This window comes from Pseudomonas sp. KCJK8993, assembly GCF_046230915.1.
Lineage (GTDB): Bacteria > Pseudomonadota > Gammaproteobacteria > Pseudomonadales > Pseudomonadaceae > Aquipseudomonas > Aquipseudomonas piscis.
The window spans coordinates 16,038-27,918 of record NZ_JBJJLO010000002.1 but is presented as its reverse complement, the minus strand read 5'-3'; the positions used below and the strand labels follow the sequence as shown (position 1 = coordinate 27,918).

Here is an 11,881-nt window from a genome sequence, read left to right as displayed (position 1 = left end):
GGTTATTCGCCCGACGCGCCGGCACCGCCGGCCCGCTTGCGCTTGGCACCACCGCTGCGCCGGCGTTTGCGTGGCGCGCCACTGGCATCGTCCTTGCCGCTGAGGTCACGGATCATGTCGCGACGTTCGGCATCATTGGCGTCCTGGTAGTCGGTCCACCATTCACCGAGGCCGTCGGTTTGTTCGCCGGCGCTTTCGCGTAGCAGCAGGAAGTCGTAGCCGGCGCGAAAGCGTGGGTTGTCCAGCAACTGGTCGGCCCGCTTGCCACTGCGGCGCGGCAGGCGCTCCTGCATGTCCCAGATCTCGCGGATCGGCATGGTGAAACGCTTGGGGATGGCGATGCGCTGGCACTGTTCGGCGATCAGTTCGTGGGCGGCCTCCTGCATGGCCGGGATCGGCGGCATGCCGCGCTCCTGCAGGTGCAGGACCCGGGCCGGCAGGGCTGGCCAGAGCAGGGCCGCGAACAGGAAGGCCGGGGTCACCGGTTTGTTCTGCTTGATCCGCAGATCGGTATTGGCCAGTGCCTCGCTGATCAACGTATGGGTGTAGGTCGGGTTGTACTCCAGGGCTTCGGCGCTGGCCGGGAACAGCGGATCGAACAGTTGCAGGTCCACCAGCATCTCGAAGGTGTCGGCGGCATGGCCGGAGAGGAACAGCTTGAGCACTTCCTCGAACAGGCGTGCCGAGGGGATTTCCCGCAGCATCGGCGCCAGTTCGCGGATCGGCGCAGCGGTGTGCTTCTCGATCCCGAAGTTCAGCTTGGCGGCGAAACGCACCGCTCGCAGCATGCGCACCGGATCTTCCTGGTAGCGCTTGCGTGGATCGCCGATCAGGCGCACCAGGTTGTTGCGAATGTCGTGGACGCCATTGGCATAGTCGAGGATGCGTTCGCTGACCGGGTCGTAGTACAGGGCATTGATGGTGAAGTCGCGGCGTTGCGCGTCATCCTCCAGGGTGCCGTAGACGTTGTCCCGCAGGATTCGCCCGCTTTCGTTGCGCGAGGATTGGTTGCTGTCCTCTTCGTCTTCGTTCTGCGGGTGATTGGCGCGGAAGGTCGCCACCTCGATGATTTCGCGGCCGAAGTGGATGTGCACCAGCTTGAACCGCCGGCCAATGATCCGCGCATTGCGGAACTCGGCCCGGACCTGTTCCGGCGTGGCGCTGGTGGCGACGTCGAAATCCTTGGGAGAGATGTTGAGCAGCATGTCGCGCACGCAGCCACCCACCAGATAGGCCTGGTAGCCGGCGTTCTGCAGGCGTTCGACGATATTGACCGCATACCGGCTGAACTGGGCGCGCTGCAGCGAATGCTGGCTGCTGTTGAGCACTTCAGGGGTGCTGCGTTTATGTTGCGTACGACGCAAGGGAGAACGGAATGACTGGAACAGCTTCTTCAGCATGGGATGCACTGTTTGAAGGAATGTTCGGCCAAAACGAAGAATGACCGCATGATGGGCGGGGATTCTAGCATTTAGTCGAAGGATGGTGTAGGAAGCTGCCGCGACTTATGCACAGGACATCCCATCAGGATGAATAGTAGGGATGGAAGTGAAGCGATGGCTGAACGCCAGGAACCACAAGGGGAGCCGAAGCTCCCCCAGAATAGTTGCGTGCTCTATTTTTATTATTGGTTTCGGGCTTCTTGTTTTTGTTTAACGCCCTTGTCACCTGGTTTGCCCAGCGTGACCCTCCCAATCGGGAGCCAAGAGCAAACGGATTGCTTTGATCGCTGAGTTGCAATGATCTTTCGATCCAACCAGTTCAGGCTCTGCTTTAGGGCAGTTTTTGTTGTTCTCAGTCTGGTTGTGGGGCAAGCCCCCAATACAACGCCTCTTCAAAAGAATCAGTTAGCTGCGCCTCCGCCGTGTTGTTTTTGTTATGCGTGAGTCGATTCGTCTTATTTTTATTGTCTTGTGCATTGCTTGTTATTGTTCTTGTACCAAACATATAGCAGGTGCCGTGCCAACTTTTGCAAAGCCCAGTAAAACAAGGAGTTAGGCGGGATATGCGGCTTTTCTCAAGGCAAAAAAAACCGGGGCTTCGTTACCTTTAGCCCCGGCTTCTGTTACGTCCACTTACAGGGGTAACAGTTTTTTTCACAAACCCGGTGTTACCCCACCAGGCCGCCACACGTATCAGTTTTCGCTGGTCACCCCGCTCTTGCGCCGGGGGATGCCCAGGCGCTGGCGGCGTTCCCACAGGCATTTGCGGCTGACGCCCAGCTTGCGCGCCAGCTCGGTCTCGGTCATGTGGTCCTGGTGCTCGAGGACGAAGTGCTGGAAGTAGTCTTCCAGGGAGAGGTCTTCGGTGGGCTCATGGCTGGTTGGCGCCGATTGCGGTGCCAGGCTGTCGAAGTCCTCGTCTTCCAGGTCGCTCAGCTCGATGTCGATGCCCAGCAGGTCCGCGGAGATTTCCGGGCTTTCGCACAGGATCACCGCGCGCTCGACGGCGTTCTCCAGCTCACGCACGTTACCGGGCCAGGAATAATGGCGGATCGCTTGTTCGGCATCGGCGGCGAACTTCAGGTCCGTGCGGCCGATACGCGCACTCTGGCGGGCGAGGAAGGCGTTGGCGATCTCGTTGACGTCGGCGCCGCGCTCACGCAAGGCCGGCAGCTTCAATGCGATCACATGCAGGCGGTAATACAAGTCTTCACGGAACTGGCCGATCTTCGACAGGCTCTTGAGGTCGCGGTGGGTCGCGGCGATCAGGCGGACGTCGACTTTCTGCGACTGTACCGAACCCACGCGGCGGATCTCGCCTTCCTGCAAGACCCGCAGCAAGCGCGCCTGGGCTTCCAGCGGCAGCTCGCCAATTTCGTCGAGGAACAGCGTGCCGCCGTCGGCCGCTTCAACCAGGCCGGCACGTCCGGCACTGGCGCCGGTGAATGCGCCTTTTTCATGGCCGAACAGTTCGGATTCGATCAGGGTTTCCGGAATGGCCGCACAGTTCACCGAAATCATCGGTGCCTTGGCCCGCTTGGACAGGTTGTGCAGCGCCCGCGCCACCAGTTCCTTGCCGGTTCCGGACTCGCCCTGGATCAAGACATTGGAATCGGTGGGCGCGACCTTGCGGATCTTGCCGTACAGGTCCTGCATGGGCGCGCAGGAGCCGATGATGCCGATCTCGCCGTTGCCGGCCGCGCTCTTGTCGGGACTGGCGGCCTTGCCGGCTGGTCGCTCGGCCGGCGCCTGGTCGGCGCTCTGCCGATCACGCAGGATACGCGCTACGGCCTGGAGCATCTCGTCGTGGTCGAATGGCTTGGCGATGTAGTCCACCGCGCCCATTTTCATCGAGTCCACGGCCGAGCGCAGGCTGGCGTAGCTGGTCATGATCAGCACCGGCTTGCCCTGGCCAAGCTTGATCAGCTCGGTGCCCGGGGCGCCTGGCAGGCGCAGGTCGCTGACGATCAGGTCGAACGTGGGAATACTGAAGCGTTCCTGTGCTTCCTGCACCGAACCGGCTTCGCTGACCTGATACTGGTTGCGTTCCAGCAGGCGTCGCAAGGCGGAGCGGATGATGGTTTCGTCTTCGACGATCAGAATATGCGGCATTGATTCAATTCTCTCGACGGTCTCAGTTCACAGCGGACGTCGCTTCGACATGGCGCGGTAAGGTCACTCGAATACGGGTGCCGCGCTGGCTCTGTGGATCGGCCGGGCTGTCGATGGTGATTTGTCCATAATGCTCTTCAACGATGGAATAGACCAGTGCAAGGCCCAGACCGGTGCCTTCCCCTGGGTCCTTGGTGGTGAAAAACGGTTCGAACAATCGGTCCATGATGTTCTTGGGAATGCCGCTGCCTTCGTCTTCCACGATCAGGTCGACCGTATGCTCGAAAGCCTCGCTCTTGACGCGTACCGCGCTCCCGGCAGGGGAGGCGTCGCGAGCGTTGGACAGCAGGTTGATCAGTACCTGGGCCAGGCGTTGGGGATCGCCATCCACCCAGTGGTCGGGATCGCATAAATTGAAGAACTGCACCTCGAAATTTCGCCGGTTCAGTGCCAGCAGGCCGATGGCGTCCTGGGCCACTTCGGCCAGGCATACGGCTTCGTCGTTGTGCTGGTGGCTGCCGGCATGGGCGAAACTCATCAGCGACTGGACAATGCGCGAGATGCGCTTGGTCTGCTCCAGAATCTGCTCGCTGATCTCGGTCAGTTCGCCATCTTCCTCGCGTTCCTCGCGCAGGTTCTGCGCCAGGCAGGCGATACCGGTGACCGGGTTGCCGATTTCATGGGCGACCCCGGCGGCCAGGCGGCCGATACTGGCCAGGCGCTCGGAGTGCACCAACTTGTCTTCCAGGGTCTGGGTCTCGGTCAGGTCCTCCACCAGCAGCACCAGGCCGCTGTTGCCCGGCGCCAAGGGCTCGTCGATGGCCGCCTTGTGCAGGTTCAGCCAGCGAGTCTGGCCGTCCAGGGCCAGATGCTGCTTGTGCAAGTGCTCGTCGGGCAGGTCGATGAAGCCCTGGAGCAGGTCCCTCCACGGGTTGGCGATGGTACCCAGGCGCGACCCCACTACGTGCTGGGCGGGAATCCCGGTGAGTTCCTCCATGGCCTTGTTCCACATCAGGATCTCCTGGTCCTTGGCCAGGGAGCAGACGCCCATCGGCAGCTCTTGCAGGGTCTGCCGGTGGTAGCGACGCAGGGCGTCGAGCTCGGCGGCCAGGCCGGTGAGGCGCGAGTGGTAGTCCTCGAGCCGGCTTTCGATGAAGTGGATGTCCTCGGTCACGTAGTTCTCGCCGCCGGCCTTGTAGGGCAGGAAGGTCTCCACCATATCCTGGGCCACGCTAGGGCCCATCAGCCCGGACAGGTTGGCCTCGATGCGGTCCCGCAGGCGTCGCAGCGCATAGGGGCGGCGTTCGTCGAAGGGCAGGTAGAGGTCGCGCAGGGCCTGTTCCACTTCCTTCTGCGCGGCCTTGGCCCCCAGTGGCTTGGCCAGCTGGGTGGCGAATTCCTGGGGCGAGGCCGCATGCAGCTCCCGGCGCTGCGGCCGGCGTACGTTGTCCACCGCGCAAGCTTCGGCGGCACTGGCCTCCTCTGAGCTGGCGTTGGTGAATAGCGAGATCAAGGTGAACATCAGGACGTTGGCTGCCAGCGAAGCGATGGCCGCCATGTGCCAACTGGTGTCGTCGAGGACGTAGATCATGTTCAGCAGGGGAATGTAGAAGCCCTGCAGGTTGCCCACCAGCGGCAGCAGCATGGTCACCATCCAGACCAGGATGCCCGCCAGCAGGCCGGCAATGAAGCCACGGCGGTTGGCGGTCGGCCAGTACAGGACCGAGAGCACCCCGGGGAGGAACTGCAAGGTGGCGACGAAGGCCACGATCCCCAGGTTGGCCAGGTCTTGCTCGGCCCCCAGCAGCAGGTAGAAGGCGTAGCCGGCCATGATGATGGCGACGATCAGGGCCCGTCGGGTCCACTTCAGCCAGCGATAGATGTTGCCTTCCGCTGGCGGTTGGTAAAGCGGCAGTACCAAGTGGTTCAGGGCCATCCCCGACAGCGCCAGCGTAGTGACGATGATCAGGCCGCTGGCGGCCGATAGCCCGCCGACATAGGCCATCAGCGCCAGAGCGGGATTGTCGGCGGCGATACCGATGCCCAGGGTGAAGTACTCGGGGTTGGTAGTGGCGCCGAGCTTGAGGCCGGCCCAGAGGATCAATGGCACCGCCAGGCTCATCAACAGCAGGAACAGCGGCAATCCCCAGCTGGCGCTGACCAGCGCCCGGGGGTTGAGGTTCTCGGTGAAGGTCATGTGGTACATGTGCGGCATGACGATCGCCGAGGCGAAGAACACCAGCAGCAACGTGCGCCACGGACCTTCCTGCAATGGCGTGTGCAGGGCGGCGAGGGCCGTCTGGTTCTGCAACAGCCAGAGCTCCAGCTGCTGCGGTCCGTCGAACACCCCATACAGCGCATACAGGCCGACGCCACCGATGGCGATCAGCTTGATCACCGACTCGAAGGCGATGGCGAACACCAGGCCCTCGTGTTTTTCCCGGGTGGCGATGTGCCGCGAGCCGAAGAAGATAGTGAACAGGGTGATCAGCGCACAGAAGCTCAGGGCCACCCGATGCTGTACCGGTTCGTGGGTCAGGATGCCGATGGAGTCGGCCACCGCCTGGATCTGCAGGGCCAGCAGCGGCAGGACCCCGAGCAGCATGAAGATGGTGGTCAGGGCTCCGGCCCAGGTGCTGCGGAAGCGGAAGGCGAACAGGTCGGCCAGTGACGACAGTTGGTAGGTGCGGGTGATCTTCAGGATCGGGTAGAGCAGCACCGGCGCCAACAGGAAGGCCCCGGACACTCCCAGGTAGCTGGAGAGGAAGCCGTATCCGTACTGGTAGGCCAGGCCCACGGTGCCGTAGAACGCCCAGGCACTGGCATAGACCCCCAGCGACAGGGTGTAGGTCAGCGGGTGGCGGATGATCGAGCGCGGGATCATGCCACGCTCGCTGATCCAGGCCACCCCGAACAGCACCAGCAGGTAGGCGGCGCTGATCAGGATCATCTGGGTCAGGCTAAAGCTCATCGGCATCTTTTTGACTCTGCAGGATGAAGGTCACGACGATCAGAATCAGCCAGAGCAGGTACGGGCGATACCAGGCGCCAGTAGCATCGATCCACCAATCCATGATGGCGGGGGAAAACAGATAGATCCCCACTACCAGGAGCAGGACCAAGCGATAGATGTACATCCCGGCCTCTCTTTATTGTGCGTGCCCGAAAACGTGCGGCGATGGTAACGGATGGGTGCCAGGCTGCAAGTGGCGTCAGGTCAATTGCGCTTCCGGCACGTTCAGTGTGCGCGGAATCAGCGTTGCGTCCCAGTGGTGGGTTCCCCACCGCATGATCTCGGCCACGCTGGCGCCGTCCAGTTCGGCTGGCGGATTCTGCCCCAGGGCCCGCAGGGCGCGCAGGAGCAGTGGTGGCGCCCGGTCCTCGGCCAATGGCGGCGAACGATAGGATTTACCGAGCTTGTGGCCGTCGGGCTGGGTGATCAGCGGTACGTGCAGGTAGCGCGGCTGGGGCAGGCCCAGGAGTTCCTGTAGATAGAGTTGGCGCGGGGTGGAGTCCAGCAGGTCGGCGCCGCGCACGATATCGGTGATCCCCTGCCAGGCATCGTCGAGCACCACGGCCAGCTGGTAGGCATAGAGCCCGTCGCGACGGCGAATCACGAAGTCTCCCACCTCCCGGCCCAGGTGCTGGCGGAACTGGCCCTGGACCCGGTCGATGAAGTGGTATTCGAGTTCCGGGACCCGCAGGCGGATCGCCGCGTCATCCCGGGCGTGCCCAAGGTTGCGGCACAGCCCCGGGTAGATGCCCTGGTAGGGCTCCAGTTGCTTGCGCGAACAGGTGCAGGCGTAGGCCAGCCCCTGGTTGAACAGGCGATCCAGGACCTGGGCGTAGGCGTCGTGGCGTTCGCTCTGGCGGATCATTTCGCCGTCCCATTCGAAGCCGTAGCTTTCCAGGGCCTTGAGGATCGCCGCCTGGGCGCCCGGCTCTTCGCGGGGTGGGTCCAGGTCTTCCATGCGCAGCAGCCAGCGACCGCCGACGGCGCGGGCATCCAGGTAGGAGGCGAGGGCAGCGACCAGCGAGCCGAAGTGCAGGTAGCCGCTGGGCGTGGGGGCGAAGCGCCCGATGTAGGGAAAGGCAGTCATGGTGCGGATGTTACTTGGTCTGGCCCCACGATGGCGATGGAGCCGGTGGGGAGCACCATCGCGAGCGGGATCGCTCGTGCGGGGGGAGGCGAAAGGAGAGTGCAGAAACGAAAACGGAGCGTATGTACGCTCCGTTTCTGGGCCAGGTTGGCGCTTACTTGCCGACCTGTTTTTCCTTGATTTCCGCCAGGGTCTTGCAGTCTACGCACATGTCGGCGGTAGGGCGGGCTTCCAGGCGCCGGATACCGATCTCGACGCCGCAGGATTCGCACCAGCCGTATTCTTCGTCTTCGATCAGTTGCAGGGTCTTGTCGATCTTCTTGATCAGCTTGCGCTCACGGTCGCGGGCGCGCAGTTCGAGGCTGAATTCTTCTTCCTGGCTGGCACGGTCGGCCGGGTCGGGGAAGTTGGCTGCCTCGTCCTTCATGTGATCAACAGTGCGGTCGACTTCCTGCATCAAGTCCTGCTTCCACTTGTTCAGGATCTTGGTGAAGTGCTCGCGCATGGGCTTGCCCATGTACTCTTCGCCCGCAGTCTAAACATAAGGTTCAAAACCGCTGATCGATTGAATCTGTGGCTTTGCTGGGGTGGGAATGAATGGACCGCCTCTACTCTTGTAATCCATTGCGCAGGATTGCTCCATCTCCGACAGTTGCCGGCCCTGCGACTGCAAGCCGGCGAACTTACCAGATCAAATCAGAGCGCGCTACTCCCGGTTGTCGAACCCCTGTCCTGCCTGGTCTACAGGGGTAGGAAAAGTCCTACAGGGCTCTCTGGCTGCCGCGTTCAATCATTGATTTTAGCCAATGCTGCGGGTTCCGTTGATTACGTGCTAAGCCAGGAACAAGGCGCTTGGGCAAGCCCGGGTTCTCCCTATCTTGAGAGCATGGGTAGAATCGGGTTTTTGCTCCCCTTGGATGAAGGAAGGCCAATGGCTCTGCCCTACAGTGCGCGCAGTCGCGCTATCGAACCTTTCCATGTCATGGCCTTGCTGGCCCGGGCCAACGAACTGCAAGCCGCCGGACACGATGTGATCCACCTGGAGATCGGCGAACCGGACTTCACCACCGCAGCACCGATCGTCCAGGCCGGCCAGGCGGCCCTGGGTGCCGGCAAGACCCGCTACACCGCGGCTCGTGGCATTCCCGAGCTGCGCATGGCGATCTCCGGTTTCTACCGGCAGCGTTATGGCCTGGACATCGATCCCGAGCGGATCATGATCACTCCCGGTGGTTCCGGTGCCCTGCTGCTGGCCAGCAGCCTGCTGGTGGACCCCAGCAAGCACTGGTTGCTGGCGGACCCCGGCTATCCTTGCAACCGGCATTTCCTGCGCCTGGTGGAAGGCGCCGCGCAACTGGTCCCGGTCGGCCCCGATGTGCGTTACCAGCTGACTCCGGACCTGGTGGAGCGCTACTGGGACCAGGACAGCGTCGGCGCCCTGGTGGCGTCCCCGGCGAACCCCACCGGTACCGTGCTCAGCCGCGACGAATTGGCGGGCCTGTCCGCCGCGGTCAAGGCGCGCAACGGGCATCTGGTGGTGGATGAGATCTACCACGGCCTGACCTATGGCACCGATGCGGCCAGCGTCCTGGAGGTGGATGACAGCGCTTTCGTCCTGAATAGTTTTTCCAAGTATTTCGGCATGACCGGCTGGCGCCTGGGCTGGCTGGTAGCGCCAGAGGCTGCCATCGGTGAGCTGGAGAAGCTGGCGCAGAACCTCTACATCAGCGCCCCCAGCGTGGCCCAGCATGCCGCCCTGGCCTGTTTCGAGCCCGCGACCATCGACATCCTGGAACAACGGCGCGCCGAGTTCGGGCGGCGTCGCGACTTCCTGCTACCGGCGCTGCGTGAGCTGGGCTTCGGCATCGCCGTGGAGCCAGAAGGCGCGTTCTACCTGTATGCCGATATCAGTGCCTTTGGTGGCGATGCCTTCGCCTTTTGCCGGCACTTCCTGGAGACCGAACACCTGGCCTTCACCCCAGGCCTGGACTTCGGGCGTTACCAGGCCGGGCACCATGTGCGTTTCGCCTACACCCAGAGCCTGGAGCGCCTGCAGGAAGCGGTGGAGCGAATCGCCCGTGGCCTGCAGAGCTGGCAAGGCTGATGCGTTTCGATCCTCCGCTGGAAGAGGGGCGCCTGCTGCGCCGCTACAAGCGCTTCCTGGCCGATATCGAGACGCTCGACGGCGAGCAGATGACCATCCATTGTCCCAATACCGGCTCGATGCTCAACTGCATGGTCGAAGGCGGACAGGTATGGTTCAGCCGCTCCAACGACCCCAAGCGCAAGCTTGCGGGGACCTGGGAAATCAGTGAAACCCCGCAGGGGCGGTTGGCCTGCGTGAATACCGGGCGGGCCAACCGCCTGGTGGAGCAAGCGTTGCAGGCCGGGGTGATCGAGGAGTTGCGCGGTTTCACCGGGCTCAAGCGCGAGGTGGCCTATGGGCAGGAAAACAGCCGTGTCGATTTTCGCCTCGACTACCTCCATGGCTCGGCCTTCGTCGAGGTCAAGAGCGTCACCCTGGGCTTCGATGGTTCGTCGGTCGCGGCCTTTCCCGACGCGGTGACCCAGCGTGGCGCCAAGCACCTGAGGGAGCTGGCGACCCTGGCTCGCGACGGTGTCCGGGCGGTGCAGTTGTATTGCGTCAACCTGTCGGGCATCGACGCGGTGCGCCCGGCCGAGGAAATCGATCCGGGTTATGCCGCGGCGCTGCGCGAGGCAGTGGCGGCCGGGGTCGAGGTGCTGGCCTATGGCGTCAGCCTGACGGCCGAGCAAGTCTGCATCGACCGGCGCCTCGAGGTGCTGCTCTAGAGATCGACCCAGATCCCCTGGCTGTCCTCGCGGCAGTCGATGGCTTGCAAGAACTGGCCGGCGCAGGGGCCGGCCACGCATTCGCCATTTTCGATCAGGAACAGTGCGCCATGGGTGGCGCACTGGATCAGGCTGCGGCTGGGGTCCAGGAACTGGTCGGGTTGCCACTCCAGGGGGACCCCGCGATGTGGACAGCGGTTGCTGTAGACATAAGCCTGGCGGTTACGGCGTACGGCCAGGAGCTTCACGTCCCCGATCTGGAATCCCCGGCTGCCGGCCTCGGGCAGGTCGCTGCCGGTGCAAAGAAATTTCATGCTCATCCTCTGGCTCCGAAGGCCCTGGCAGCGGCCTGTCACGGGTTTACTGCGGTTACAGGAGCGAATGCGCCGGCGCTTGACGGTCAAATGAAAACAATTATCAAATGGCCATCTCGCTCGCTAAGGGGCGCTTGCTCATTTCGATGCCTGGCCAGCCAGGCGTGTCACATGGACAGCCGCTTCCCGGGCCCCACTTCTTATAAAGGAAACGTTCTATGCGCCTGACTGCCAGCGCCTTTGCGCTCTGTGCCGGATTGCTGGTGAGCCACTGGGCCGCCGCCGAGGAGTTGCCGCAGCGTTGGGTCAGTGCCGGGGGCGCCTTGTCCGAGTGGGTGAGTGCCCTGGGCGCGGAGTCGAAGCTGGTCGGTGTCGACACTACCAGCCAGCATCCGGCTTCGCTCAAGGCGCTGCCCAGCATTGGTTACCAGCGCCAGCTGTCGGCGGAAGGCGTCTTGAGCCTGCGGCCCCAGGTGCTGGTGGGAACCGAGGAAATGGGGCCGCCGCCGGTGATCTCGCAGATTCGCAGTTCGGGCGTCCGGGTCGAGATGTTTTCCGCTCAGGCGGACCTGCCCACCTTGCAGGACACCCTGCAACACCTGGGGCAGCTACTCGGGCGTGAAGAGCAGGCCGGGCAGCTGTTCCAGCGTTATCAGCAGCGACTCGACCAGCAACGGGCCTGGATCGCCCAGGCCCAGGCCCAACAACCCGCGCCTGGCGTCTTGCTGGTACTCGGACATGCCGGCGGCAAGCCTTTGATCGCTGGCAAGGACACCGCGGCAGACTGGCTACTGCAACAGGCTGGCGGGCGTAACCTGGCGGCCCACAGCGGCTACAGGCCGTTCTCGGTGGAGTCCCTGGCGGGACTGAGCCCGGACGTGCTGGTGTTCTCCGATCGCAGCCTGAGCGGTGAAGCGGCGCGCGCCGCGCTGTTCAAGGAAAACCCGGCACTGGCGGCCACCAGGGCGGTCAAGGCCGGACGAGTGGTGGAGTTGGACCCGACCCTCCTGGTGGGGGGGCTCGGTCCACGCCTGCCTGACAGCCTGAAGCAACTGTCGGCGACCTTTTATCCACAGGCCAAGCCGGCCCAATGAGGCGCCTG

At 63.3% G+C, this 11,881-nt stretch carries 9 protein-coding genes and 1 pseudogene; 3 read left to right on the top strand and 7 right to left on the bottom strand.

The genetic code is table 11. The features are described from left to right. Nucleotides 1-2: 2 nt before the first annotated feature. The 6 genes and pseudogenes from ACK6AU_RS01170 to dksA all read right to left on the bottom strand — a co-directional run bounded on the left by ACK6AU_RS01170 (nt 3) and on the right by dksA (nt 8,249). On the bottom strand, nt 3-1,400 hold the full coding sequence (locus ACK6AU_RS01170; RefSeq protein ID WP_409297311.1) for a polynucleotide adenylyltransferase PcnB: 1,398 nt from the start codon (nt 1,398-1,400) through the stop codon (nt 3-5). A gap of 735 nt (nt 1,401-2,135) precedes the next feature. Further along, the gene (locus tag ACK6AU_RS01165; protein WP_185701804.1) at nt 2,136-3,554 is read right to left on the bottom strand and encodes a sigma-54 dependent transcriptional regulator; all 1,419 of its coding nucleotides are present in this window, start codon (nt 3,552-3,554) and stop codon (nt 2,136-2,138) included. A gap of 22 nt (nt 3,555-3,576) precedes the next feature. Continuing rightward, a complete protein-coding gene (locus tag ACK6AU_RS01160) occupies nt 3,577-6,531 on the bottom strand; it encodes a sensor histidine kinase (RefSeq protein ID WP_185701805.1) in 2,955 nt (984 codons plus the stop codon). Next, nucleotides 6,515-6,691: a hypothetical protein gene (locus tag ACK6AU_RS01155; RefSeq protein WP_003176118.1), complete on the bottom strand. Its 177-nt coding sequence runs from the start codon at nt 6,689-6,691 to the stop codon at nt 6,515-6,517. The genes ACK6AU_RS01160 and ACK6AU_RS01155 overlap by 17 nt, the downstream gene beginning before the upstream one ends. 75 nt (nt 6,692-6,766) lie before the next feature. Beyond that, on the bottom strand, nt 6,767-7,654 hold the full coding sequence (gene gluQRS / locus ACK6AU_RS01150; protein ID WP_409297309.1) for a tRNA glutamyl-Q(34) synthetase GluQRS: 888 nt from the start codon (nt 7,652-7,654) through the stop codon (nt 6,767-6,769). A 154-nt stretch (nt 7,655-7,808) separates the two neighbouring features. Further along, nucleotides 7,809-8,249, bottom strand: a pseudogene (gene dksA / locus ACK6AU_RS01145) (RNA polymerase-binding protein DksA). Between the two features lie 336 nt (nt 8,250-8,585). Between dksA and ACK6AU_RS01140 the strand changes: the two are divergent. Both ACK6AU_RS01140 and sfsA read left to right on the top strand, forming a co-directional pair. After that, nucleotides 8,586-9,758, top strand: coding sequence for a pyridoxal phosphate-dependent aminotransferase (locus ACK6AU_RS01140; RefSeq protein WP_409297307.1), 1,173 nt, complete (start codon nt 8,586-8,588; stop codon nt 9,756-9,758). Beyond that, nucleotides 9,758-10,465, top strand: a complete 708-nt coding sequence (gene sfsA, locus ACK6AU_RS01135) for a DNA/RNA nuclease SfsA (protein WP_185701808.1) — start codon at nt 9,758-9,760, stop codon at nt 10,463-10,465. Before ACK6AU_RS01140 ends, sfsA begins: the two co-directional genes overlap by 1 nt. On the opposite strand, the gene ACK6AU_RS01130 is transcribed toward sfsA, so the two are convergent. After that, the gene (locus tag ACK6AU_RS01130; RefSeq protein WP_185701809.1) at nt 10,462-10,779 is read right to left on the bottom strand and encodes a Rieske (2Fe-2S) protein; all 318 of its coding nucleotides are present in this window, start codon (nt 10,777-10,779) and stop codon (nt 10,462-10,464) included. The two genes, sfsA and ACK6AU_RS01130, sit on opposite strands and share 4 nt — an antisense overlap. Nucleotides 10,780-10,997: 218 nt before the next feature. Here ACK6AU_RS01130 and ACK6AU_RS01125 point away from each other — a divergent pair, with 218 nt between their 5' ends. Continuing rightward, entirely contained in the window at nt 10,998-11,873 is an 876-nt protein-coding gene (locus ACK6AU_RS01125; protein WP_409297304.1) for a hemin ABC transporter substrate-binding protein, read from the top strand. Nucleotides 11,874-11,881: the final 8 nt, after the last annotated feature.

What these genes read in the sequence shown, in the direction of transcription:
- ACK6AU_RS01170 (WP_409297311.1), bottom strand. Translation starts at nt 1,400, where the DNA reads ATGCTGAAGAAGCTGTTCCAGTCATTCCGTTCTCCCTTGCGTCGTACG.
- ACK6AU_RS01165 (WP_185701804.1), bottom strand. Translation starts at nt 3,554, where the DNA reads ATGCCGCATATTCTGATCGTCGAAGACGAAACCATCATCCGCTCCGCC.
- ACK6AU_RS01160 (WP_185701805.1), bottom strand. Translation starts at nt 6,531, where the DNA reads ATGCCGATGAGCTTTAGCCTGACCCAGATGATCCTGATCAGCGCCGCC.
- ACK6AU_RS01155 (WP_003176118.1), bottom strand. Translation starts at nt 6,691, where the DNA reads ATGTACATCTATCGCTTGGTCCTGCTCCTGGTAGTGGGGATCTATCTG.
- gluQRS (WP_409297309.1), bottom strand. Translation starts at nt 7,654, where the DNA reads ATGACTGCCTTTCCCTACATCGGGCGCTTCGCCCCCACGCCCAGCGGC.
- ACK6AU_RS01140 (WP_409297307.1), top strand. Translation starts at nt 8,586, where the DNA reads ATGGCTCTGCCCTACAGTGCGCGCAGTCGCGCTATCGAACCTTTCCAT.
- sfsA (WP_185701808.1), top strand. Translation starts at nt 9,758, where the DNA reads ATGCGTTTCGATCCTCCGCTGGAAGAGGGGCGCCTGCTGCGCCGCTAC.
- ACK6AU_RS01130 (WP_185701809.1), bottom strand. Translation starts at nt 10,779, where the DNA reads ATGAAATTTCTTTGCACCGGCAGCGACCTGCCCGAGGCCGGCAGCCGG.
- ACK6AU_RS01125 (WP_409297304.1), top strand. Translation starts at nt 10,998, where the DNA reads ATGCGCCTGACTGCCAGCGCCTTTGCGCTCTGTGCCGGATTGCTGGTG.